Below are 22090 nucleotides of genomic sequence, written 5' to 3' on the forward strand. Positions count from 1 at the left end.
GGCCCTCGGGCAGCGCTGGGTCGACAACAGAAGCACGGGACGGATTTTTCTGAGATAGTGGCACAAGTCAGAAGATCTGGCGTCGTTGTTCTGCGATCGGAAGGAGCGTCGTGACCATGGGCACCTGGCCGGCGCTGGAGTACGAGCAACTCGACTGGGAGCGGCGTGACGCCGACCATGGTCCTCGGGCAGCTCGACGCAGCAGGGTGCGCGAACAGTACCTCGCCGCGGTGCCGCCGCACATCGCCGCGGCCGCACTCGAGCTGAGTGACGCCGTGGCGACGCTGGTCGACGAGGCCTCCACGGCGTTGGTGCGGTTCGATGGCGAGCTCGGTGGCGAGGTGGCGCCGTTCTCATCGCTCCTCCTCCGGTCAGAGGCAGCGGCGTCCTCACAGATCGAACACCTCACGGCGAGTGCCCGACAGGTCTTCACCGCGGAGATCGGCGCCCGGGGCAAGCGCAACGCCGCCGCGATCATCTCCAACACGCGTGCCATGCGGACCGCCATCGAGTTGTCCGATGAGTTGACCGCGGACACCGTGCTCGCCATGCACGAGGTGCTGATGGACGGAGACCCCCACCACGAGGCCGGAGCCTTCCGACAGGAGTCTGTCTGGATCGGGACGGACGGACGATCCCCGGTCGGTGCTGACTACGTCGCCCCGGCCTGGCCACGGGTGCCGGCGTTGATCGACGACGTGCTGACGTTCGCACGACGCCTCGACCTGCCGCGGTTGGCGCAGGTCGCGGTGGCACACGCGCAGTTCGAGACGATCCACCCGTTCACCGACGGCAACGGGCGCACGGGGCGTGCTCTGCTGCAGGCGATGCTGCGCTCGAACGAACTGACCCGGAACGTCACGGTCCCCGTGTCAGCTGGGCTCCTCGCCGACACCGACGGGTACGTCGAGGCGCTGATGGCGTACCGCCGCGGAGACGTCGAGCCGATCATCCGACGGGTGGCGGAAGCGTCGTTCACCGCCATCGGGAACGCCGAAGAACTGGTGCAGGACATCCAGCGGATCCGCCGGGGCTGGCGTGATCGCATCGACGCTCGGCGCGACTCCGGTGTCTGGGCCGCACTCGACGTCGTCGCCCGCCAGCCGGTGCTGAACGCGACGACGCTCGCTTCCCAGATGGGGATCGCCCCACGGAACGCCTACCCGCACCTCCAGAAGCTCGTCGCAGCGGGGGTCCTCCTGTCGAAGAACGAATACCAGCACGGGGTCCTGTACCGCAACGACGAGGTCCTGGCGGCGCTCGACGCGTTCGCCCGGCGGGCCGGTCGTCGCGGCTGAAGCGCGCCCGGGCTCAGGCGTCGAGCGCGCGCCGCGCGGCCGCCACGACCTCGGCGTCGGTGACGAAGTGCGCGGACCCGTCGTCGGCGCCGCCCATCGGCACCCCGTCGTGCGCGCTGTCCGCCGCTGGGCGCTTCGCGGAGAGGTGCACCGCGGCGACGCCGGTGCGCACCAGGGCCGGGACGTCGTGCGGGGTGACGCCGGCGCCGGCCATCACCTGCACCGGTCCGGCCGCCTCGACCATGCGGGCGATGGTGACCGCGCCCGCCGCGGCGGTGGGCGCGCCGCCCGAGGTCAGCACCCGCGTGAAGCCGAGGTCGGCGACCGTCGCCGCGGCCGTGACCGGGTCGATCGCGTGGTCGACCGCGCGGTGCAGCGTCACCTCGGCCGTCGCGCTGACCGAGCGTGCCGCGTCCACGAAGCGGCGCAGGGCGTCACGGTCGAGCGTCCGGTCCGCGCGGAGCGCCCCGACCACGACCCCCGCGGCGCCGGAGCGCAGGACGGCGCGGACCTCGCGCTCCATCAGCGCGATCTCGTCCGGCGTGTGCACGAAGCCGCCGGGGCGGCAGCGCACGAGCGCGTGGGCGGGGATGCCGGTCTCGTGCGTGGCCTCGACGAGGGCCTGCGACGGCGTGAGCCCGCCGAGCTCGAGGCCGACGCAGAGCTCGACCCGGTCGGCACCGCCGTCGCGGGCGACGACCGCGCCCGCGGGTGAGGTGACGGCGATCTCGAGGGCGACGGGGGCGGTGGTCACGCGATGGCTCCGAGCGGTTCGTTCGACGGCGGGATGATCCGGGCGCCGAGGTCGGGCGCCGACGGGAACACTCGATCGTAGGGGAACAGGGGCCGCTGGATCCTGTGGTGCCCGAGCCGGAGCAGGTCCTGGTCGACGCCGCCGGGGGTGAGCGCGAGCATCCAGTCGGCGGCCATGTCGAACAGTTCGGGTTCGAGGTACCCGATCTTCACGACGACCACGTCGGCGCTGCGCGGGTCGAGGTCGAGGTCGGTGAAGTCGTGCTCGTGGTGGTACGGCTTCCGCAGCGTCGTCAGGATCGCGAAGACGCTGCCGACCTGCAGCACGACCTCGGTCTCGGCGTCCCGGTCGCCGTGCTTGATCGCGTGCACCCGGCCGGTCATCGTGACCGGGCCGGCGTGGACGTCGTCGACCGCGGCACCGGCGGTCACGGTGACCGTGGCTCCCACGCCGGCTTCCACCGCCGTCGCCACCGCCTCCGGACCGGGGACGCTCGCGTACAGGACGGTCGGGCCGTCGGCCTCGGCGAAGGCGGGGTTCGCGAGCACCTGCGTCAGCCCCCACGACATGTCGCCCGAGCCGCCGGCGGTCGGGTTGTCGCCGGAGTCGGAGACGAAGAACGGCCGGGCGGCGCCGGGCGCGAGTGCGGCGGCGATGCACTCGTCGAACGTGCCGGTCGGGGCGACGAACGCGAAGTCCTCGCGGGCGTCCCAGAAGGCGCTCGCGAGCCGTTCGGCGCCCGCGGCGACGGCCTGCGCTGACCACCCGGTGACGACGGTGACGGCACGGTCGCGGGGCTGGTCGGCCCAGGCGTAGCCGACCCAGATCGCGGCGTCGAGCACGCCGTCGGTCCGTTCGACCTCGGCCACCTGCGCGTACACCGAGGCCGCCGGCTCGATGCGGGTGGAGGTCTGCTCGCCGGGCAGCAGCACCGGGATCGGGACCCACGCCTTCACCGGGCGCTGCGCACCGACCGGGCGTTCGGTGAGCACGTCGACCAGGTTCCGGACGGCGCGCTCCTTCGTCTCGAGGGCGTCCTCGTGCGGGGCCATCCGGTAGCAGGTGACGAGGTCGACCTGGTGGGCGAGCTCCGCGGTGACGTTGCCGTGCAGGTCCATCGACGCCGAAACGATCACCTCGGGGCCGACGACCGCGCGGATCCGGCCGAGCAGGTCGGCCTCGGCGTCGTCGAGGCCCTCGACCACCATCGCGCCGTGGATGTCGTACCAGAGACCGTCCACCGGGCCGATCGCCTGCAGCCGCGTGACGATCTCCGCCGCGAGCGACTCGTACGCGGCACGGTCCACGATCCCGCCCGGCAGCGCGTGCCCGATGAGCGCCCCGCGGAAGTCGGCTCGTGCCGACAGCGGACCGAGGAAGTCGTACCGCGCCACGACCTCGTCCCCGCGGTCCGGGTGGAACGCCGGGGCGAGGGTGCGGGTCGGCGTGAAGGTCGAGGTCTCGATGGCGAGCCCGGCGATCGCGATGACCGGACGGCGGGTGGCGGTGGTCTCAGACACGGACGCTCCTGTTCCTGGTGGTGGACTGCGGGATGGGGGCGGACCGCTCCTCGAGCGAGGCGGCCAGGCCGCGCTGCAACGCGAACTGCCCCGCGCCGACGAGTCCGGCGTCGGCGCCGAGGGACACCGGCTCGATGGCCAGGTGCTGCGTCATCAGCGGGTGGCAGCTCTCGTAGAGCTGGCTGCGCACCGCGGCGATGAACGGGTCCAGGGTGGACAGGATGCCGCCGAGGTAGACGGCGTCCGGGTTGAAGAAGTTGACGTTGGCGGCGAGGACCTCGCCCAGGTAGCGCCCGGCGAGCCGGACGGCGCGGGTGGCCTCGGGGTGTGCGTCCGACGCGAGGCGGACGACGTCGGCGGTGGAGGACACGTCGACCCCGGCCCCGGACAGGATCCGGACGAGCGCCGCACCGGAGGCGACGGTCTCCAGGCACCCGGTGTTGCCGCAGGAGCACGGGGTGTCCCCGGCGGCGTCGATGCGCACGTGCGTGATGTCCCCGGCCGACCCGGTCGACCCGCGGTACAGCCGCCCGTCGATGACGATGCCCGCGCCGATCGCCGACCCGGCCTTGATCGTGATCGTCTGCCGACGTGCCGGGTCCTGCACGGTCTGCTCGCCGGCGGCCATGCAGTTCGCGTCGTTGTCGACGACCGCGGGCAGGCCGAACCGGTCGGACAACCAGGCGGCGACGGGGAAGCCGTTCCAGCCGGGCATCCGGCTCGGCAGGTCGACGACCCCCGCCTCGACGTCGACGGGGCCGGGCAGGCTCAGGCCGACGCCGCGCAGTCCGGCACGGCCGCGCTCGTCGGCGAGGCGCTCGAGCAGCGCGGCGAGGCGCTGCAGGCCGGCGGTCGGCCCGTCGGAGAGCGCGAAGGGCACGTTCGCGACGGACTCGAGCGCGCCGCCGGGCAGGACGATGCCGATCCGGACGTGCCCGCCGCCGACGTCCGCGGCCACCGCGTACTCGTCGGCCCCGCCGATCCGGAGCACCTTGCGCGGTCGGCCGCCCGTCGAGACGTCGGTGCCCTCCTCCGCCAGGACGCCGTGCGACAGCAGGTGGGCGACCACGTGGGACACCGTCGAGGGCGCGGCGCCGAGGAGCTTCGCGATCTCCGTCCGGCTCGCCGCCTGGCCCGAGGCGACGAGTTCGAGGACGCGTGCGCTGAGGTCCGGCACGACTTTCTCCAATCCGGGTGGAACGCCGGCCGAGCCGACCGAACACCCGGAGCCTAACCGGCGGAACGGCCCGTTCACCCTTTCGGTCATTCCGCAGAAACGCAGTTTTTACATGGAGATGTTTGTTTTTCCAACGCCTTTGGCCATTGACTGTGTCCGTGCCGCTCGGCACGCGTGCTCCACCCCGAACGAACGTCCACACAAGGAGACACCGCATGACCAAGCCCCGCCGCTGGGCGCTCCTCACCGGAGCCGCGATCGCCGTGAGTGCGCTGCTCGCCGGCTGCTCCGGGGGCGGCACCGCGTCCCCCGGGTCGACCGACGAGATCGACTACGCCCTCCCCGCGAACTTCACGCCGAACTGGATCCTGCCGATCGGCACGGCGGCGCACCTCAACACGAACAACGGCTCGATCGCGCAGTCGCTGTACGAGCCGCTCGTCGCGTACGACGGCTCCACCGGCAAGATCGCGTGGAACAAGGCAGGCTCCGTCGCGACCGACGCCGCGTTCGCAAAGGACGGCAAGAGCGTCACGATGACGCTCGGCGACCGACACTGGTCCGACGGCGAGGCGATCACGAGCCGCGACGTCGAGTTCTGGTTCAACCTGATCAAGGCGAACAAGGACCAGTGGGGCTCGTACTCGAAGGGCAAGGCGCCGGACAACTGGACGTCGTTCAAGGCCGTCGACGACACCCACTTCACCATCACGTTCGACAAGGCCTACAACTCGGACTGGATGCTCGCGAACCAGCTGAGCCACATCATCCCGCTGCCGCAGCACGCCTGGGACAAGACGGGCGCGAGCGCGAAGGTCACCGACGCCGACGAGACCACCGCCGGCGCGAAGCAGGTGTGGAAGTACCTCAACACCGCCGCCGGCAAGATCTCCGACTACGCCACCGACGACCTGTGGAAGACCATCTCCGGCCCGTACGGCGTCAAGACCTTCACCACGGCCGGCAAGGTCACCCTGACGGCGAACAAGAAGTACGACGGTGGTGAGGAGCCGTCGATCACGACGGTCAACCTGCTGCCCTTCACCACGGCCGACGCCGAGGTGAACGCCGTCCGCTCGGGCGAGGTCGACTACGGGTACATCAACGCCACCGACATGGACCAGGAGTCGTCGTTCACGGCGAAGGGCTACGAGGTCGAGCCGTGGACCGGCTGGGCGATCACGTACATGCCGTACAACTTCAACAACCCGGACATGGGCGCCGTCTTCAAGCAGCTGTACGCCCGCCAGGCCGTGCAGATGTCGATCGACCAGGAGTCGCTGTCGAAGGTCGTCTTCAACGGCACCGCCACCTCGACCTACGGCCCGATCCCGCAGGCGCAGGAGTCCGACTACGTCTCCGACGTGCAGAAGGACAACCCGTACCCGTTCAGCACGTCGAAGGCCAAGGAACTGCTGACGAGCCACGGCTGGCAGGAACAGGGCGGCACGATGGTCTGCACCGACCCGGGCACCTCGGACAGCCAGTGCGGTGAGGGCGTGGCCGACGGCACGAAGTTCACCATGAGCGTCCTGTCGCAGTCCGGCTCGACCGTGACCGACAACATGATGAGCGCGATCCAGTCCTCGCTCGCGAAGACCGGCATCGGCTTCGAGATCAAGACCGCCCCGGTGTCGAGCGTGCTGTCGCAGACCCCGACCTGCACCTCGGACCAGGCGAGCTGCGACTGGGACCTGTCGTTCTTCGGCACCGCGGGCAGCTGGTACTTCCCGGCCTACCCGACCGGTGAGTCGCTGTTCCAGACCGGCGGTTCGGCGAACTTCGGCAGCTACTCGAACGAGCAGGTCGACTCCCTGATCGACGCGACCACCACCTCGACCGACGCCAGTGCCGTGCAGGACTACAGCGCCGCGCTCGCGGAGGACCTGCCGGTGATCTGGCTGCCGAGCCCCGACTACCAGATCTCGGTCGTCAAGAAGGGCCTGTCCGGGTTCGACCAGGACTCGCTCGCGAACTTCCACCCCGCCCAGTGGAAGTGGAACAAGTAGGAACGTGACCATCCCAGGAGGCGCGGTGCGGGTCCGCCCCGCACCGCGCCTCCCGGGATCACGCAAGAACCGACCATCGGAAGCCGCATGACCACAGCTCTCTCCCTCACCAGGCGCGTCCTGCAGGCGCTCGCGGTGATCCTCATCGTCACGATCGTCGTGTTCTGCCTGCTGCACGCGCTGCCCGGCGGCCCCGCCCGCGGCGTGCTCGGCGTCTCCGCGACCCCCGCGCAGATCGCCCAGTTCAACCAGGCCCAGGGGCTCGACCAGGCGCTGCCCGTGCAGTACCTGCGGTTCCTCGGGCGCCTGGTCACCGGCGACCTCGGTACCTCGTACACGCTCAACGAGCCGGTCTCGCAGCTCATCGCCGAGCGCCTGCCGAAGACCCTCGTGCTCACCGGCATCTCGGCGGTGCTCGGCCTCGTCATCGCGATCCCGGTCGGCATGCTGCAGGCGGCCCGCCGCAACGGCCCGGTCGACTACGCCGCGACCGCCCTGGCGTTCGTCTTCTACTCGACGCCGGCGTTCTTCCTCGGCCTCGTGCTCATCATCGTCTTCAGCCAGCAGCTGCCGTGGCTGCCGTCGCAGGCCCCGAGCGGCACCACCCTGGCCGAGGTGTTCCAGGACCCGGCCGGGCTCGTCCTGCCCGTGGTGACCGGCGCGCTCGCGATGATCGCGGTGTTCAGCCGCTACATGCGGTCCGCGACGCTCGAGAACCTGCAAGAGGACTACGTGCGCACCGCGCGGGCCGGCGGCGCCTCGACGGCGACGATCCTGCGGCGGCACGTGTTCCGGAACTCGCTGACGCCGGTCGTCGCGATGCTCGGTTACTACCTGCCGGTGCTGTTCGGCGGCGCGCTCGTCACCGAGCAGCTCTTCAACTACCCCGGCATGGGGTTGCTGTTCTGGAACGCCGCACAGTCATCGGACTACCCGACCCTGCTCGGCTGCGTGCTCGTCATCTCCGTCGCGACCGTCATCGGCACCCTGCTCGCCGACGTCGTGCAGTCCCTCATCGATCCCCGAGTGAAGGCAGACCGCGCATGAGCGCCGTACAACTGGCACCGGAAGCCCCGGGCGCCCCCGTCACCGTCGCGGCCACCGGGTTCCGACTGGCCGCCCGCCGGTTCCGCGGCAACACCCTCGCCGTGATCGGTCTCGCCGTCATCGTCGTCATCGTGCTGTTCTGCTTCGTCGGCCCGTTCGTGTACCCGACCGACCAGACCCACACGCTGCTCGAGCAGGCCGACCAGGGCCCGAGCGCCGCGCACTGGCTCGGCACCGACGCCGTCGGCCACGACGTCCTCGGCCGACTGATGTACGGCGGCAAGGTGTCGCTGATGGTCGGCATCGCCGCCGGGGTGCTGGCCACGGTGATCGGCACGCTCTGGGGCTCCGTCGCCGGCTACGTCGGCGGCTGGGTCGACGCCCTGATGATGCGCGTCGTCGACGCCGGCATCGCGATCCCGGCGCTGTTCATCCTGCTCGTCATCTCGGCGATCGCGAACCCGGGGGTCGGCGGCCTCATCGTCATCCTCGGCCTGGTGTCGTGGCTCGTGCCGTCCCGCCTGATCCGCGCCGAGACCCTGACGCTGAAGAACCGCGACTACGTGCTCACCCTGCGCGCGATCGGCGGTTCGCACGCCCGCGCCATCGGCAAGCACCTGCTGCCGAACTCGGTGTCGACCATCGTCGTCGCCGCCACGTTCCAGGTGGCCGACGCGATCCTGCTCGTCGCCTACGTCTCGTACCTCGGGCTCGGCGTGCAGCCACCCGCGACGGACTGGGGCGGCATGCTCTCGGCGGGGCTCACCGCCGCCTACTCCGGACACTGGTGGCTCATCGTGCCGCCGGGTCTGGCCGTGATCCTGGTCGTCTGCGCGTTCAACGCCGTGGGCGACGGACTCCGGGACGCCTTCGACGTGAGGGGCCGCTGATGACCACCGAACCGATCCTGCGGACGACCGACCTCGGCGTCACCTTCCGCACCGAGTCCGGCACCGTCGACGCCGTGCGGGGCGTGTCCCTGCAGGTCGCCCCGGGCGAGACGCTCGCCCTGGTGGGCGAGTCCGGCTCCGGCAAGTCCACCGTCGCGCTCGCCGCGATGGGCCTGCTCTCCGGCAACGCGACCGCCACCGGCAGCGTCGAGGTCGCCGGCCGGCAGGTCGTCGGCACGGCCGAGCCGGCACTGCGCGCGCTGCGTGGGTCGACGGTGTCGATGGTGTTCCAGGAACCCGCGACGGCCCTCGACCCGCTCACCCGCATCGGCGCACAGATCGCCGAGGTCATCCGGAACCACCGCACGGTGACCGCCGCCCAGGCCGCGGCCGAGGCGGTCGACCTGCTCCGCCGGGTCGGCATCCCCGACCCGGCGCAGCGCGCGCGGGCGTTCCCGTTCCAGCTGTCCGGCGGACAGCGGCAGCGGGTCGTCATCGCGATGGCGATCGCGAACGGGCCGGAGCTGCTCATCGCGGACGAGCCGACGACCGCCCTCGACGTGACCGTGCAGGCCGAGATCCTCGAGCTGCTCCGGAAGCTCGCCGTCGACACCGGCACGGGCGTCCTGCTCGTCACCCACAACATGGGCGTGGTCGCGGACTTCGCGGACCGGGTCGCGGTCATGCTGCAGGGCGAGATCGTCGAGACCGGCGGCGTCGAGGACGTGTTGCTCCGTCCCCAGCACGACTACACCAAGCGGCTCCTCGCCGCGGTGCCGCGGCTCGACGTGGCCGGGGACCGTCCGCCGGCTCCCGTCACCGACGCGCCGACCGGAGCGGACGGGAGGCCCGGCGCGGCCCCGGTGGTCGACCTGCGGGACGTCTCGGTGACGTTCGGGCGCGGGGCGCGCGCCGTCCACGCGCTCGCCGGCATCGACATCGCGGTGCACGCCGGTGAGACCGTCGGCCTGGTCGGCGAATCCGGATCCGGCAAGTCGACCGCTGCCCGGGTGGCGCTCGGGCTCGTCAAGCCGACGTCCGGCGCGGTGTCGCTCTTCGGGCAGGACCTGCGGACCGCGAAGGGCCGCGACCGCCGCGCACTGCGGTCCGGCATCGGCGTCGTGCTGCAGGACCCGGTGGCGTCCCTCGACGCCCGGATGTCCGTGGCCGAGTGCATCGCGGAGCCCCTCGCCGTGCACCGTCGCGGCACGTCGTCGGCCGACCGCCGTCGTCGTGTCGACGAGGTGCTCGACGCGGTGCGACTGCCGCGCGCGCTGGCCTCCCGCGCGCCCCGGGAGCTCTCCGGCGGACAACGCCAGCGGGTGTCGCTCGCCCGGGCCCTCGTGCTCGAGCCGCGGCTGCTCGTCGCCGACGAACCGACCTCGGCGCTCGACGTCAGCGTGCAGGAGACCGTGCTCGAGGTCCTGCGCGAACTGCAGGACGACCTCGGCTTCGCCTGCCTGTTCGTCTCGCACGACCTGGCCGTCGTGCAGCACCACGCCGAGCGCGTCGTCGTGATGCGCCAGGGCGTCGTCGAGGAGCAGGGCCCGACCAGCACGACGCTGCTGCACCCGACGACCGACTACACCCGGCGGCTGCTCGCCGCGGTGCCCGTGCCGGACCCGGTCCGGCAACGGCAGCGCCGCGCCGAGCGCCTGGCGACCCTCGCGGCGGTGGACGCGTGAGCGACATGCTCGCCGGTGTCGACGTCGGCGGCACGAACACGAAGGTCGTCCTCACGACGACGGACCTGCGGGTGGTCGACCGCGTCGACCTGCCGACACCCGCCCACGCCGGTGGGGCGGCGATCGTGACGGCCGCGCTCGCGGCGGTGACGGACCTGCTCGACCGGCACCGGGCCTCCTTGGCGGGGGTCGGGGTGGGCGCGGCCGGCGTCGTCGACCAGGCCACCGGCACCGTGCTCGTGACGGGCGATTCGTTCACGGGCTGGGCGGGGTACGGCGTGACCGACGCGGTGACCGCGGCCCTCGGCGTCCCGGCGACCCTGGACAACGACGTCAACGCATTCCTGCTCGGCGAGGTCGCGACCGGCGCCGTGACGGGGGCGCGCGACGTGCTCGGGATGACCCTCGGCACCGGCGTCGGCGGGGCCCTCGTGCTCGGCGGTCGACTGTTCGCGGGCCCGCACGGCGCCGCCGGCGAGATCGGACACGTGCCCGGGTTCGGCGACGCCCGCTGCACCTGTGGGCAGGTCGGCCACCTCGAGACCATCGCGGGTGCCCGGGGCATCGCGGACCGCTACGCCGAGCGCTCCGGCCGACGGGTCTCGGCCCGCGAGGTCGCCGCAGCCGCCCGGCTCGGCGACCCGGACGCCGCGGCGATCTTCGTCACCGCCGGACGGGGACTCGCCCGCGCGGCGCTGCTCACCGCGGGGATCCTCGACGTCACCACCGTCGTGATCGGCGGCGGCATCGCCCGCTCGTGGGACCTGCTCGAACCCGCGATCACCGCCGCGATCGCCGCCGAACCGCCGGTGAGCGGCGCGACGATCCGGCTCGCGCAGTCGACGCTCGGGTCGGACGCCGTCGCGCTCGGTGCCGCGGCGCAGGTGCGGGCGCTGGTGCTCGCGGCCGACCCCGTCGAGGGCGCCCGGTGGTGACGCGGCTCAGTCGACCCAGACGACGGTGCCGCTGAGGTCGTGCAGCGCGGCGGCGACGCCCGCCCGGAGCGCCCGACCGGCGCGCTCGTCGGTGAAGGTCGACGGATCGTAGTGGCTCGAGGGGCCGAGGCCCTCACCGCGGAAGCCCCCGCCGGTCCAGTCCGCGGCCGTCACGTTCGACGTCGGCTCGGCGATCTCCGCTCCGAGCACCAGGAACGGCTGGTGCAGCGCCGTCGGTGAGACGGCCGCGACGGGGTCGACCATGTCGTTCCCGACGCTGACGACGAGGTCGGCGCCCTCGTGCACCGCGCGGGTCACGGCGGCGATGCGGTCGTCCGGCGTGGCCGCCTCGACCTCGGTCACGGTGACGTCCTCCGCCGCCGCCCACGAGTCGACCGCGTCGACGAGCGTCCGTGCCGCCGCGCTGTCGCGGGTGTCGCCGCGGTCGGACAGCAGCACCACCCGGTAGTCGGCGGGCGGGTGCACGCCCGACCACGACCCGGGCGCCGGGGTGATCGTCGCCTCGGGGGCCGGCGGGTGGTCCGGGTCGGAGAACCCCGTGCCGAGGGTGCCGGCCGTGGCCCGCGGTGCCGGGCCGGCATCGGTGCCGTCGTGCGGCGCGGTCGCGCAGCCGGCGAGCAGGGCGGCGACCGCGCCGGCGATCGCGACGGCGGTCAGGGCGCCCGTCGTCCGGGCTGCGGGGCGGGTCACGGGGATCTCCTGGGGCGGGTGGGACGCCGGCGGTGGGGCACGGGGCCGGGGCGGACGCGACCATGCTGACACGGCCGGGGTGCCCGACGGGCCGGGCGGGGCACCTGTCCGGGTGCCGTCCCACTCCTGGTCACCGGCTGTTCACCTGCCGGTCGTGCGCGCGCCGCATCGTCTGCCCGGTGACCCGTACCCCCACCCCGCTCCTCCGTGCCCCGCTCCTCCGTGCCCCGCTCCTCCCTGCCCTGCCCGCCCGGATCGTGGCCGCCGTCGTGCTCTTCGCGGCCGTCGTGTTCGGCGTGCTGGCGCCCGCCGGCCCGGCCGGCGCGCACGGCTTCAGCTCGGTCGTGTACGCCCACGTGACCTCGTCCGGGCCCGAGGTCGTGCACGCCGAGCTCGGCCTGGAGTACGACCTGGTGCTCGTCTCCGTCGCGACGAGCGAGCACGACGACCCCTTCCACACGCAGGGGCAGCAGGCCTGGGACGACGGGGACTTCCCCGGGATGGTGTCCGCCGCCGAGGAGCACGCCGACGCCCTCGGGTCGTACGTGTTCGACCGCTTCTCGGTGACGTCCGGCGGTCGGCCCTGCACCGGCGAGCTCGACCCGACGATCACCGTCGACATGCAGGACGAGGTGCCCTACGCCGAGGTCACCGCCGACTTCACCTGTCCCGCGGCAGGGCACACCGAGTCCGGGCACGTCGTCACCTCGACGCTGTTCCCCGACGACGAGTCCTTCGTGCGGGACACGAAGACCATCGTCACCTACGACGTCGACGCGAAGCAGGGGTCGGCGACGCTCGACGCGTCGCAGCCGTCGTTCTCGACCGAGCAGTCGGCGGGGGAGCGCTTCTGGGAGTTCTTCCGCCTCGGCGCCGAGCACCTGCTGTCCGGGATCGACCACATCCTGTTCCTCGTCGCGCTCATCGCCGGCTCCCGGCGCCTGCGCGAGGTCGTGTTCACCGCGTCGGCCTTCACCATCGCGCACTCGATCACGTTCATCCTGGCCGCGCTCGGCGTGGTGAGCCCGCCGGCGATCGTCGTCGAGCCGCTCATCGCGCTGTCCATCGCGGCGGTCGCCGGCTGGTACCTGTGGCGGCTCTGGCGACGCCGGTCGCGCGCCGACGAACTCGTCGTCGGCGAGCACGGGCACTTCTCGCTCGACCGCGCCGGGTGGACGCGGTTGGCCGTGGTGTTCGGCTTCGGGCTCATCCACGGGCTCGGGTTCGCCGGTGCCCTCGGCATCCACGAGGCGTTCTCGTGGCAGCTGCTCGTGTCGCTGCTCGTGTTCAACATCGGCATCGAGGCGGTGCAGCTCGCGATCATCGTGATCGTGTTCCCGCCGCTGTCGCTGCTGCGCCGGAAGGCCCACCGCGTCTCGCTCTGGGTGACGGGGGCCGTCACCGCCGGGGTGTTCGTGATGGGGATGATCTGGTTCGTCGAGCGGCTCGCTGCCGGCTGACCCCCGCGGCGCTGCGGTGACGTGAGCCGATCCGGGGCGAATCGACACTCAGCGTTCACCAAGGCGTTCAGCAGGCCATGCAGAGTCGCGTGTGCTGCACCAACCCCACGTTTCGAGAAACGGACCACCATGAGTCTCCTGTCCGGCGCCCCTTCGCGGCGCAGAACCACCACGCTCCGCATCGGCGGAGCGGTCATCGGGGCCGCGCTCATCGCGGGCGCCTCGGTGATCGGCACCGGGGCCGCCTCGGCGGCGCCGACCTCGCCCACCTCGAACATCTCGACGGGCGGCCCCATCCACATCCTGCTCGGCGTCGGCGCGACCGAGAGCCAGCGCATCGCCTCGTGGTACTTCCCCACGAACGTCGCGCAGTCGCTCGAGATCCAGAAGACCGCCGACATGACCGGCGGCGTCTTCACCGACGCGAAGCAGACCATCGCCGCGTCGAAGGCCGCGAACACCGCGGTCGACACGAGCACCACCGACTCGAACACGAAGAACCTGCCCGGCATCGCCGCCGAGTCCGGCTACATCAACGCGCACGCGACGATCTCGGACCTCGAGCCGAACACCTCGTACACGTACCACGTGGGTGCCGCCGACGGTTCGGCGTGGTCGGCGTCGTACACGTTCACCACGAAGAGCTTCTCCGGCGACTTCGACTTCCTGTTCTTCGGTGACCCGCAGATCGGTTCGTCGGGCTACGTCGACGACGACGGCGCGGGCTGGGCGAACACGCTCGACTACGCCACGAGCACCGAGCCGGACGCCGAGCTCCTGGTCTCCGGCGGCGACCAGATCGAGCACGCGAACAACGAGTACGAGTGGGGCGCCTTCGCGGACAGCAGCGACGTCCTGAAGCGCTACCCGTGGGCCTCGACCATCGGCAACCACGACGTCGGCGGCAAGGCCTACGAGCAGCACAACCAGGTGCCGAACTCGCTCAAGGTCCCCGACTTCTACCCCGGTGGCAACTCGACCGCGAACTCCGGCGGCGACTACTGGTACATGTACAAGGGCGTCCTGTTCATCGACATCAACTCGAACGCCTACTCCGGCGGCTCGGACGCAGCGCACGTGAACTACGTCCGCGACGTCATCGAGCGCCACGGCGAGGACGCCAAGTGGACCGCGCTGGTCTACCACCACTCGATCTACTCGCCGGCCGACCACGCGAACGACAAGGACAACCAGCAGCGCCGGTTCGACTTCACCCGTGCGTTCTCGGACATGGGTGTCGACATCGTCCTGCAGGGCCACGACCACTCGTACTCGCGCAGCTACGCGATCAAGAACGGCAAGAAGGCCAACAAGAACGAGCAGCCCGCCGCTCCTGACGTCTTCTCCGGCCCCGGTGGCGTGATCTACATCACGGCGAACTCGGCCTCCGGCTCGAAGTACTACGACCTCACCACCCCGGACGCCACCCAGGGCGGTTACGGTGCCGACCCGCTCGACCCGACCGGCAAGCGCCACTTCGCCAACTCGGTCGAGAACCAGGAGCACGTCCGCACGTTCGTCAAGGTGTCCGTCACCGACGAGAAGCTGAACGTCGAGAACATCCGCGCCGGTGACTGCAGCACGCTGAACTCCGCCGTCGTGCACGGCAACGTGCCGGACTGCGGCGTCACGCTCCAGCCGACCGCCTCGGCCGACCCGGCGCCCATCGGCTCCACGGTCGACGCGTTCGACCTGCACGCCGAGCTCCCGGCGACCGCCACCACCCTCGCCGTCTCGGCATCCGAGCAGACCTTCCGCACGGCGAAGCCGGTCACGGTCACCGCGACGGTCTCCGGCGGCATCGGCACCCAGCAGGGCACGGTGACGTTCTCGGACGGCAGCAAGGTCCTCGGTACCGCCGAACTGCAGGGCGGGAAGGCCAGCCTGGTCCTGCCGAGCACGCTCGCGGTCGGGAAGCACGCGATCACGGCATCGTTCGTCAACGCCGACTCGACCTTCTCGGGCACCGACTCGAAGACGGCGAAGGCCACCTCGGTCACCGTCACGAAGGCCCCGTCGCGCACCGCGATCAAGTACAGCGGCACGAAGGCGACCGTCCAGGTCAAGGCGACCGGCTTCACGGTCAACGGCACCGCCCGGATCTACCAGGGCACGAAGCGCCTGGCGACCGTCACCGTGAAGAACGGCAAGGTCACCACGACGATGCCGCTGAAGAAGGGCACGCACAAGCTGCACGCCGTCTTCGCCGGCACGAGCGAGCTCACCGAGAGCTCCAGCCCGGTCGTCGCGGTGGTCGTCAAGTAACCACCACGCACCAGCGAGGGCCCCGCGACCCCGGTCGCGGGGCCCTCGTGCGTGTCACGGCCGGACCCGTGGTCCTCGTCGCTCCCCGTGCCGGCGAGTGTGCCACACCGCCCACGCCCTACAGTGGTGCGCGTGGAGGGACGGGGGAGCGGCGCCGTCCCGCACGCCGCCGGGGCCCTGCGCCGCGTGTTCGGCAGCGCGTGGTTCATCGGGCTCCTCGCGACGCTCGCGACCGCCGTCGGCAGTGGCGTCCCCTCGTACTGGAACGACGAGGCCGCGACGCTCCGGCTCGCCCGCCTGCCGGTCGCCGACATGCTGGCCTTCGTGCAGGAGAAGGACGCCGTGCACGTCGTGTACGCGCTGCTCGTGCACGGGTGGATCGCCGTCTTCGGCGAGTCCGAGGTCGCCGTCCGGGCGCCCTCGGCGATCGCGGTGGGGGTCGCCACCGCCGGGGTCGTCGTGCTCGTGCGCGAGCTCGGGCAGCCGCGGGCAGCCGTCGTCGCCGCGGTCGTCTTCGTCGTGCTGCCGCGGACGTCGTTCAACGGCACCGAGGCCCGCTCGTACGCCCTGACCACCGCGCTCGTCACCTGGGCGGCGGTGTGGGCGCTCCGCGCCGGACGTGACCGCGGCGCCGGGCGCTGGACCGTCTTCGCGGTGCTGACCGGGCTCGCGGCGGCCACGTTCGTGTACGCGCTGCTGCTCGTGCCGGCGTTCGTCGCGCTGGCGCTGCTGCACGGGCGCGTCGACCGTCGGCGGCTGGTGGCGCTCGCCGTCGCCGTCGCGGCCGCCGTCGTGATCGCGGCACCGGTCCTCGTCACCGCGGCGTCGCAGGGCTCGCAGGTCGGGTGGCTCGCGCACCAGCCCGTGAACGCCTGGACCGTCCTGGTCGAACCGTTCGCCGCGCAGGCCTGGTGGCTCGCGGCCCTGCTGACCACGATCGTCGTGGTCGTCGGGGTGCGGCGAGCACGACGACCGTGGGCCGCACACCGCCGGACCGTCCTGGTGCTGGCGCTCTGGCTGCTGCTGCCCGGAGCGGTGCTCGTCCTCGGCAGCCTGCTCGTGACGCCGGCCTACACACCGCGGTACCTCAGCACGAGCACCCCCGCCGCGGCGGTCGTCGTCGGGCTGGCCGTTGCCGGGGTCCGGCGCACCGTCACGTGGGTGCTCCTGGCCGCGATGGTGCTCGCCGCGTCGCCGGCGCTCGTGACGATGCGCACCCCGCTCGGCAAGCCCGCGGGCACCGACCTGCGCGGCATGGCGCGGACGCTGCAGCACGAGGCACGGCCGGGGGACGGGTTCCTGCTCGCCGACCGCGGCACGGTGTCGCTCCGGCCGCGCGTGGCGCTCGCCGCGTACCCGGACGCCTTCGCCGGGCTCGACGACGTCGCGTACCGCGGGTCCTACCGGACGACGGGCAGCTACTCCGACCGGCTCGTCGGCACCGCGGCGCTGCGCGACCGGCTGCGGTCCGAGCAGCGGGTGTGGCTCGTCGTGCCGGACGCGGGCGACCCGGAGCTGCGGGACGCACTCCGGGCCACCGGCTTCACCCCGGCGCACCGCGAACACGTCTCCGGGGCCGAGATCACGCTCTGGACCCGGTGACCGCCGAGCCTGCCGGACTCACCGGTCGGCGTCGCGCACCAGGGTCTCGAGCACGCTCGCGTCCACCGGCCCGAGGATCCGGGCGCTGACCCGTCCGCGTCGGTCGAGCACGATCGTCGACGGGGTGGCGTTCGGCGCCGCCGAGCCCGAGAAGGCCAGCTGCACGGGCGCACCGTCGACGTCGAGCACGGTGTCGTAGGCGACGTCGTGCCGGCGGACGAACGACTCGGCGGTGCCGGCCGAGTCGCGGACGTTCACGCCGAGGAACGCCGCGTGGTCGCGCTGCCGCGTGCTGACGTCGTTGAGGTCGGCCGCCTCGACCCGGCAGGGCACGCAGCCGGCGAACCAGAAGTTGAGCACGAGGGCCTTGCCGCGGAACTGCTCCGCGGTGACGGTGTGCCCCTGCAGGTCGCGGGTGGTGAACACGACGGGGTCGCCGCGGTGCGCCGCCGGGAACTCGCTCACCGCACCGTTGCCGGACACGTAGTTCTTCGTGTCGCCGGCCCGGTACTGGCTGACCAGGCCGTCCGAGTCGGTGCACCCGGCGAGCAGCGCGGCTGCCGCGACGACGGCGAGCACGGCGACCGGACGGATCCTCATGCCGTCATCCTAGGTCGCCCTGCACCCCGCGGCGTCGGTCGAAGTGCGGACTGGTGTGCCCCTCGAACGGGGGGCGATGATGCTGTCCAGTTGCACACCGCAACGGGTCAGGTCCCGCTCCACCCCGACAGAGGAGTCGTCATGCAGAAGCCCATCGTCGCCGCGTTCGCGGCGCTCGCCGTCGTCACCGCCGGCGTGCTCACCGCCGCACCCGCATCGGCCCTGCCCGCGAGCACGAAGGTCGTCGGCGGCGAGAAGGCCCCGACCACCTCGTGGGCCGTGCAGCTCGAGGCCTCCGGCGGGTCCATCCCCTCCGGCTACGTCAGCAACTGCACCGGCGAGCAGATCAACGCCTCGTGGATCCTCACGGCCCGGCACTGCATCGACGGCATCGGCGCGATGAACGTCTACCACTCCAACTCCACGACCAACCGGGGCACGGCCGTCGCCGTGGACCGCGTGAGCGCCTCGCCCGCCGGTGACATCGCGCTCGTGCACCTGCGCACCACGTACGCGCTCTCCACCTACGCACCGCTCGACCTCACCGCGACCGCCAAGTCGAGCGGGACCGGGACCATCCAGGGCTACGGCCTCCGCGCGAACGCGACGCAGTCCGACGGCCTGTACCAGGCGACCGTCTCGCTCACCGGCGCGAGCACCGACGCGTACAGCGGCCGTGCCCAGCACCTCACCGGCGTGACCGGGGCCTCGAACCACGGCGATTCCGGCGGCCCGCTGCTCGTCAACGGCAAGGTCGTCGCGGTCTGCTCGACGGGCGACAGCGCCGACCCCGGCGCGAACACCAAGGCCGGCTCCAACTACGCCCTGCTGTCGCAGGCCTCGTCCTGGATCCGCACCACGGCCGGCGTCTGAACCAGGTGACGGACAGGAGGCGCGGGGCGGGCCCGCACCGCGCCTCCCGTCCGGCACCACGTGCGTTCAGGGCCCTGGCTGGTCCACCTGGGGCGGGTCGTCGACGACGCTGGCGGCCCCCGCCTTGTCCAGGGTGCCGGGGAAGTTGAAGCGGGCGAACGTGCCCTTCGGATCGTAGGGACTCGACGGCCGGGTGATGGACGAACCGGCGATGAGGGCGAGCAGCGCATCGCGGCGCTCACCGGTGATGGCGGGTTCTCGGCCCTCGCGGACGAGCAGGGAGACCTTGCGGCCGCGACGCCTGCCGAACCGCAGCGAGAGCATGTCCGGCTCGTTGTTCGTGAACGGGTCGAGCTCCGCCACGTCCACGTCGGAGAACGCGAGGGTCCGCCCGCGCATCCGGACCCGCTGTCGCCCGACGTCGATCGCGAAGGGACGCGTCTGCAGCAGCACGAGGCCCCACAGCGCCGCGAGGAACAGACCGGTCCCGGCGAACCAGATCGGCACGGCGATCCACCCCCACGTCTGGAAGGGGGTCTCGCCGCCCCTCGAGAGGAACGCGCTCGCCGTGCCGATGACCAGGACGAGCGGAACCGCACGGCGGAAGCGTGCACGGAAGACCCGTCGCTTCGGCTCGTCGTCGAACTCGACCCAGTGCGCCTCCGTCACGCCCTGCACCGTACCCCGGTGTGCCAGTGGATGAGGAGTCCTCGTGGGTACGGTCCGGGTCATGATCGCCCTCGTCGTCGTCGGTGCCGTCCTGCTCGTCTCGATCGTCGTGATCGTCATCGAGGCCCGTGTGATGCGCAAACCACAGGCCGAGCGGTCCGAGCGGGAGCAGCGGTTCCTGCGCGCCGACCGAGCCGTCGCTCGTGGGTACCAGACGTACGGGCGCTCCGTCGCCCCGTGGGTCGCGGTCGGCGGTGCCGTGCTCGGCCTGCTCGTCACCATCCCGTTCTGGCTCGAGGGCCGGGTCGGTCCGGCACTGGGCCTGACGGTGCTCTTCGTCGTCCTCGGTGGCGGCATGCTCCTGTTCTGGGTGACCGTGCTCCGCCACCGAGGGCCCGGCAGTGCCTGGCGCCAGCGCGAGGACGAGCGCACCGCCGCAGCCGACGCCGCCGGCCGGCCGCGCTGGTTCGTCAGTGTCAAGGCCGGGTGGTGGCTGTCCGCTGCGATGACCGCGTTCGGCCTCGTGTTCCTCGTCACGCCGATGGCCACCGGCGGCGAGGTCCCCGTCGCCGGGATCATCGTCACCGCCGTCGGACTCCTGTTCCTCGTGCTCACTGTCGTCCAGCAGCGCGCCGAAGCGCGACGCTGAACACGCGTTCACGAACGACGACGACAGTGGGCGGCATGAGCCAGTACGACAAGCGCGATCCGAACACCCTCTACCCGGCCCCTCCGTACCCGGAGCAGGAGCAGTCGCTCCCCGGAGCCGCCTGGAAGATGGACCCGAAGCCCGACCATGGCGAGGAGAGCTACGTCGGCCTCGGCCGGCTGAAGGGCTTCCGCGGCATCGTGACCGGCGCCGACTCCGGCATCGGCCGTGCCGCCGCGATCGCGCTGTCGCGCGAGGGCGCCGACCTGGTGCTGTCCTACCTGCCCGACGAGCAGGAGGACGCCGAGCAGGTCCGAGACCTGCTCGAGTCCGAGGGTCGTCGCGCCGTGCTGTTCCCCGGTGACATCGCCGACGAGCAGTACTGCAAGGACCTCGTGCAGAAGGGCGTCGACGAGCTCGGCGGTCTCGACACGCTCGTCATGGTCGCCGGCCGCATGGACAGCAACGACGACATCCTGACGCTCGACACCTCGATGTTCGACTCCACCTTCAAGACGAACATCTACTCGCTGTTCTGGCTGACCAAGGCTGCCGTGCCGCACCTGGAGCCCGGCTCGACCATCGTCACCACCGGCTCGATCCAGGCGTCGACCCCGTCCGCCGACAAGATCGACTACGCCGTCTCGAAGGGCGCGATCAAGCTCTTCACCGAGGCCGTCGCCCAGCAGCTCGCCCCCAAGGGCATCCGCGTGAACTCGGTCGCCCCCGGCCCCGTGTGGACCCCGCTGCAGCCCGGCTCGGACGACGCCCAGACCGTCGCGCACTTCGGCGAGGGTTCGCCGTTCGGCCGCCCCGGCCAGCCCGCCGAGCTCGGTGCCGCCTACGTGCACCTGGTCAGCCCGGAGTCGAGCTACCAGTCCGGCTCCACCATCACGATCGCCGGCGGCACCCCCGCCTTCTGATCTGGTCGGTCGGCCGGGCGCTCGTCCGGCCGACCGTCCGTCGCCGGTTCCTTCGTCCGTTCATCGTCTGTCCGAGGAGATCACGTGTCCGCAGTGACGCACGTCGTGCTGGTCGAGTGGGACGGCGAGGACCGCTCGTCCGAGGCCTCGGCGCTCGCCCGAGACCACCTGACGCGCATCGACGGCGTCGACTCGGTGCAGGCCGGGCCCAGCGTGAGCACCGAGGGCAAGGAGGGCGGCTTCCACTGGATGCTCGTCGTCCGCTTCCTGGACCACGCGGCCCTCGACGCCTACCTGCCGCACCCGGAGCACCGGCCGGTCGCGGAGTTCATCGGCGGGGCCAGTGCGCGGGTCGTGGTCTTCGACGTGGAGGATGCGATCGGCGCCCCGACCCCGGTGTGACCGATCAACCGTCTCCGGACGCTCGTCCTCGCCGTCTGGCGGTCAGGGCGGAGGAGACGTGCACAGGATCGACGCTCCCGTGCAGCTGCGGGTGCTGCTCTCGGTCGTCGCCGCGATCTGCTGTGTCGCGATGCTCGTCGTCGCAGCCGTCCCGCCGCTCGACGGCCTCCGGATCGGGATCGGTCTCCTCGCTGCCGTTCCGTGCGGCACCGCCTCGTGGCGGGCTGCACGTCTCCGGTACGAACTGCGCGCGGACTCGATCTCCAGCGTCGGACTGATCGCGACCCGGAAGGTCCACCGCAGTGCGGTCGCCCGTGTCGAGGCACCTGCGGCGATCGAGCTCCGCTCGGGCGAGGTGGTCGTCAACCGGGGCTTCCACGCAGATCGCCTCGTCGACGAGGCGGTGTCCGCGCAGACCTTGCACGTCCTGCGGAAGTGGCTCGAGGACGACGCCGTCATGAGTGCGGAGTGAGGAGCGCGTCGGGACGGGGGACCGTGACGCAATCACCGCCGCTCGGGTCTCGGTGGAGGTCGCACCGACGGGTCGCACCGGCTGGCGGCGCCTCGGGGAGTGCGATCGCCGGAGCTGGGATCCTAGGATCGGCGACGTCGTGACTTGGA

General features: G+C 72.0%; 20 protein-coding genes. 14 read left to right on the forward strand and 6 right to left on the reverse strand.

The window, feature by feature from the left end:
- Positions 1-116: 116 nt before the first annotated feature.
- The gene (locus tag DEI99_RS00890; RefSeq protein WP_111043067.1) at positions 117-1298 is read left to right on the forward strand and encodes a Fic family protein; all 1182 of its coding nucleotides are present in this window, start codon (positions 117-119) and stop codon (positions 1296-1298) included.
- 13 nt (positions 1299-1311) lie between these two features.
- Here DEI99_RS00890 and DEI99_RS00895 read toward each other — a convergent pair whose 3' ends face one another.
- From DEI99_RS00895 to DEI99_RS00905, 3 genes are read right to left on the reverse strand one after another with little or no spacing between them, the layout of a single operon-like run.
- Complete coding sequence (locus DEI99_RS00895; protein ID WP_111043068.1) at positions 1312-2052, reverse strand: copper homeostasis protein CutC; 741 nt, start codon at positions 2050-2052, stop codon at positions 1312-1314.
- Positions 2049-3572, reverse strand: a complete 1524-nt coding sequence (locus tag DEI99_RS00900) for a M81 family metallopeptidase (RefSeq protein ID WP_111043069.1) — start codon at positions 3570-3572, stop codon at positions 2049-2051. The genes DEI99_RS00895 and DEI99_RS00900 overlap by 4 nt, the downstream gene beginning before the upstream one ends.
- Complete coding sequence (locus DEI99_RS00905; RefSeq protein ID WP_111043070.1) at positions 3565-4749, reverse strand: ROK family protein; 1185 nt, start codon at positions 4747-4749, stop codon at positions 3565-3567. Before DEI99_RS00905 ends, DEI99_RS00900 begins: the two co-directional genes overlap by 8 nt.
- Before the next feature lie 215 nt (positions 4750-4964).
- On the opposite strand from DEI99_RS00905, the gene DEI99_RS00910 reads away from it, so the two are divergent.
- The 5 genes from DEI99_RS00910 to DEI99_RS00930 all read left to right on the forward strand — a co-directional run bounded on the left by DEI99_RS00910 (position 4965) and on the right by DEI99_RS00930 (position 11315).
- A complete protein-coding gene (locus tag DEI99_RS00910) occupies positions 4965-6758 on the forward strand; it encodes a peptide ABC transporter substrate-binding protein (RefSeq protein ID WP_111043071.1) in 1794 nt (597 codons plus the stop codon).
- An 87-nt stretch (positions 6759-6845) separates the two neighbouring features.
- Positions 6846-7805 carry an ABC transporter permease gene (locus DEI99_RS00915; protein ID WP_071257954.1) on the forward strand — a complete coding sequence of 320 codons (960 nt, stop codon included), beginning with the start codon at positions 6846-6848 and terminating at the stop codon, positions 7803-7805.
- Entirely contained in the window at positions 7802-8695 is an 894-nt protein-coding gene (locus DEI99_RS00920; protein WP_111043072.1) for an ABC transporter permease, read from the forward strand. The genes DEI99_RS00915 and DEI99_RS00920 overlap by 4 nt, the downstream gene beginning before the upstream one ends.
- The gene (locus DEI99_RS00925) at positions 8695-10380 is read left to right on the forward strand and encodes a dipeptide ABC transporter ATP-binding protein (protein ID WP_111043073.1); all 1686 of its coding nucleotides are present in this window, start codon (positions 8695-8697) and stop codon (positions 10378-10380) included. Before DEI99_RS00920 ends, DEI99_RS00925 begins: the two co-directional genes overlap by 1 nt.
- A gap of 5 nt (positions 10381-10385) precedes the next feature.
- Complete coding sequence (locus DEI99_RS00930) at positions 10386-11315, forward strand: ROK family protein (protein WP_111043075.1); 930 nt, start codon at positions 10386-10388, stop codon at positions 11313-11315.
- A gap of 6 nt (positions 11316-11321) precedes the next feature.
- Here DEI99_RS00930 and DEI99_RS00935 read toward each other — a convergent pair whose 3' ends face one another.
- Positions 11322-12026 (reverse strand): type 1 periplasmic-binding domain-containing protein, encoded by a 705-nt coding sequence (locus tag DEI99_RS00935; RefSeq protein ID WP_111043074.1) that lies wholly within the window; start codon positions 12024-12026, stop codon positions 11322-11324.
- Between the two features lie 179 nt (positions 12027-12205).
- On the opposite strand from DEI99_RS00935, the gene DEI99_RS00940 reads away from it, so the two are divergent.
- The 3 genes from DEI99_RS00940 (at position 12206) to DEI99_RS00950 (ending at position 17353) form a co-directional block, all read left to right on the forward strand.
- Positions 12206-13486 carry a HupE/UreJ family protein gene (locus DEI99_RS00940; protein WP_284180909.1) on the forward strand — a complete coding sequence of 427 codons (1281 nt, stop codon included), beginning with the start codon at positions 12206-12208 and terminating at the stop codon, positions 13484-13486.
- Positions 13487-13615: 129 nt separating this feature from the next.
- A complete protein-coding gene (locus tag DEI99_RS00945) occupies positions 13616-15751 on the forward strand; it encodes an Ig-like domain repeat protein (protein ID WP_111042934.1) in 2136 nt (711 codons plus the stop codon).
- Between the two features lie 132 nt (positions 15752-15883).
- Complete coding sequence (locus DEI99_RS00950; RefSeq protein WP_146247201.1) at positions 15884-17353, forward strand: glycosyltransferase family 39 protein; 1470 nt, start codon at positions 15884-15886, stop codon at positions 17351-17353.
- 18 nt (positions 17354-17371) lie between these two features.
- On the opposite strand, the gene DEI99_RS00955 is transcribed toward DEI99_RS00950, so the two are convergent.
- Positions 17372-17953 carry a TlpA family protein disulfide reductase gene (locus tag DEI99_RS00955; RefSeq protein ID WP_111042932.1) on the reverse strand — a complete coding sequence of 194 codons (582 nt, stop codon included), beginning with the start codon at positions 17951-17953 and terminating at the stop codon, positions 17372-17374.
- Between the two features lie 141 nt (positions 17954-18094).
- Here DEI99_RS00955 and DEI99_RS00960 point away from each other — a divergent pair, with 141 nt between their 5' ends.
- The gene (locus tag DEI99_RS00960) at positions 18095-18826 is read left to right on the forward strand and encodes a S1 family peptidase (RefSeq protein ID WP_111042931.1); all 732 of its coding nucleotides are present in this window, start codon (positions 18095-18097) and stop codon (positions 18824-18826) included.
- 66 nt (positions 18827-18892) lie between these two features.
- Here DEI99_RS00960 and DEI99_RS00965 read toward each other — a convergent pair whose 3' ends face one another.
- Positions 18893-19495, reverse strand: coding sequence for a hypothetical protein (locus DEI99_RS00965; RefSeq protein ID WP_146247200.1), 603 nt, complete (start codon positions 19493-19495; stop codon positions 18893-18895).
- Positions 19496-19556: 61 nt separating this feature from the next.
- On the opposite strand from DEI99_RS00965, the gene DEI99_RS00970 reads away from it, so the two are divergent.
- The 4 genes from DEI99_RS00970 (at position 19557) to DEI99_RS00985 (ending at position 21941) form a co-directional block, all read left to right on the forward strand.
- The gene (locus DEI99_RS00970) at positions 19557-20144 is read left to right on the forward strand and encodes a hypothetical protein (RefSeq protein ID WP_111042929.1); all 588 of its coding nucleotides are present in this window, start codon (positions 19557-19559) and stop codon (positions 20142-20144) included.
- Positions 20145-20179: 35 nt separating this feature from the next.
- Positions 20180-21067, forward strand: coding sequence for an SDR family oxidoreductase (locus tag DEI99_RS00975; protein WP_111042936.1), 888 nt, complete (start codon positions 20180-20182; stop codon positions 21065-21067).
- Positions 21068-21151: 84 nt separating this feature from the next.
- Positions 21152-21469 carry a Dabb family protein gene (locus DEI99_RS00980; protein ID WP_111042928.1) on the forward strand — a complete coding sequence of 106 codons (318 nt, stop codon included), beginning with the start codon at positions 21152-21154 and terminating at the stop codon, positions 21467-21469.
- A gap of 58 nt (positions 21470-21527) precedes the next feature.
- A complete protein-coding gene (locus tag DEI99_RS00985; RefSeq protein WP_146247199.1) occupies positions 21528-21941 on the forward strand; it encodes a hypothetical protein in 414 nt (137 codons plus the stop codon).
- Positions 21942-22090: the final 149 nt, after the last annotated feature.

It is taken from the genome of Curtobacterium sp. MCLR17_036 (genome assembly GCF_003234445.2).
GTDB lineage: Bacteria > Actinomycetota > Actinomycetes > Actinomycetales > Microbacteriaceae > Curtobacterium.

Bases quoted from the DNA above. Each gene is read 5' to 3' on its own strand.
- DEI99_RS00890 (WP_111043067.1), top strand. From the start codon at position 117: ATGGGCACCTGGCCGGCGCTGGAGTACGAGCAACTCGACTGGGAGCGG.
- DEI99_RS00910 (WP_111043071.1), top strand. From the start codon at position 4,965: ATGACCAAGCCCCGCCGCTGGGCGCTCCTCACCGGAGCCGCGATCGCC.
- DEI99_RS00915 (WP_071257954.1), top strand. From the start codon at position 6,846: ATGACCACAGCTCTCTCCCTCACCAGGCGCGTCCTGCAGGCGCTCGCG.
- DEI99_RS00920 (WP_111043072.1), top strand. From the start codon at position 7,802: ATGAGCGCCGTACAACTGGCACCGGAAGCCCCGGGCGCCCCCGTCACC.
- DEI99_RS00925 (WP_111043073.1), top strand. From the start codon at position 8,695: ATGACCACCGAACCGATCCTGCGGACGACCGACCTCGGCGTCACCTTC.
- DEI99_RS00930 (WP_111043075.1), top strand. From the start codon at position 10,386: ATGCTCGCCGGTGTCGACGTCGGCGGCACGAACACGAAGGTCGTCCTC.
- DEI99_RS00945 (WP_111042934.1), top strand. From the start codon at position 13,616: ATGAGTCTCCTGTCCGGCGCCCCTTCGCGGCGCAGAACCACCACGCTC.
- DEI99_RS00955 (WP_111042932.1), bottom strand. From the start codon at position 17,953: ATGAGGATCCGTCCGGTCGCCGTGCTCGCCGTCGTCGCGGCAGCCGCG.
- DEI99_RS00960 (WP_111042931.1), top strand. From the start codon at position 18,095: ATGCAGAAGCCCATCGTCGCCGCGTTCGCGGCGCTCGCCGTCGTCACC.
- DEI99_RS00970 (WP_111042929.1), top strand. From the start codon at position 19,557: ATGATCGCCCTCGTCGTCGTCGGTGCCGTCCTGCTCGTCTCGATCGTC.
- DEI99_RS00975 (WP_111042936.1), top strand. From the start codon at position 20,180: ATGAGCCAGTACGACAAGCGCGATCCGAACACCCTCTACCCGGCCCCT.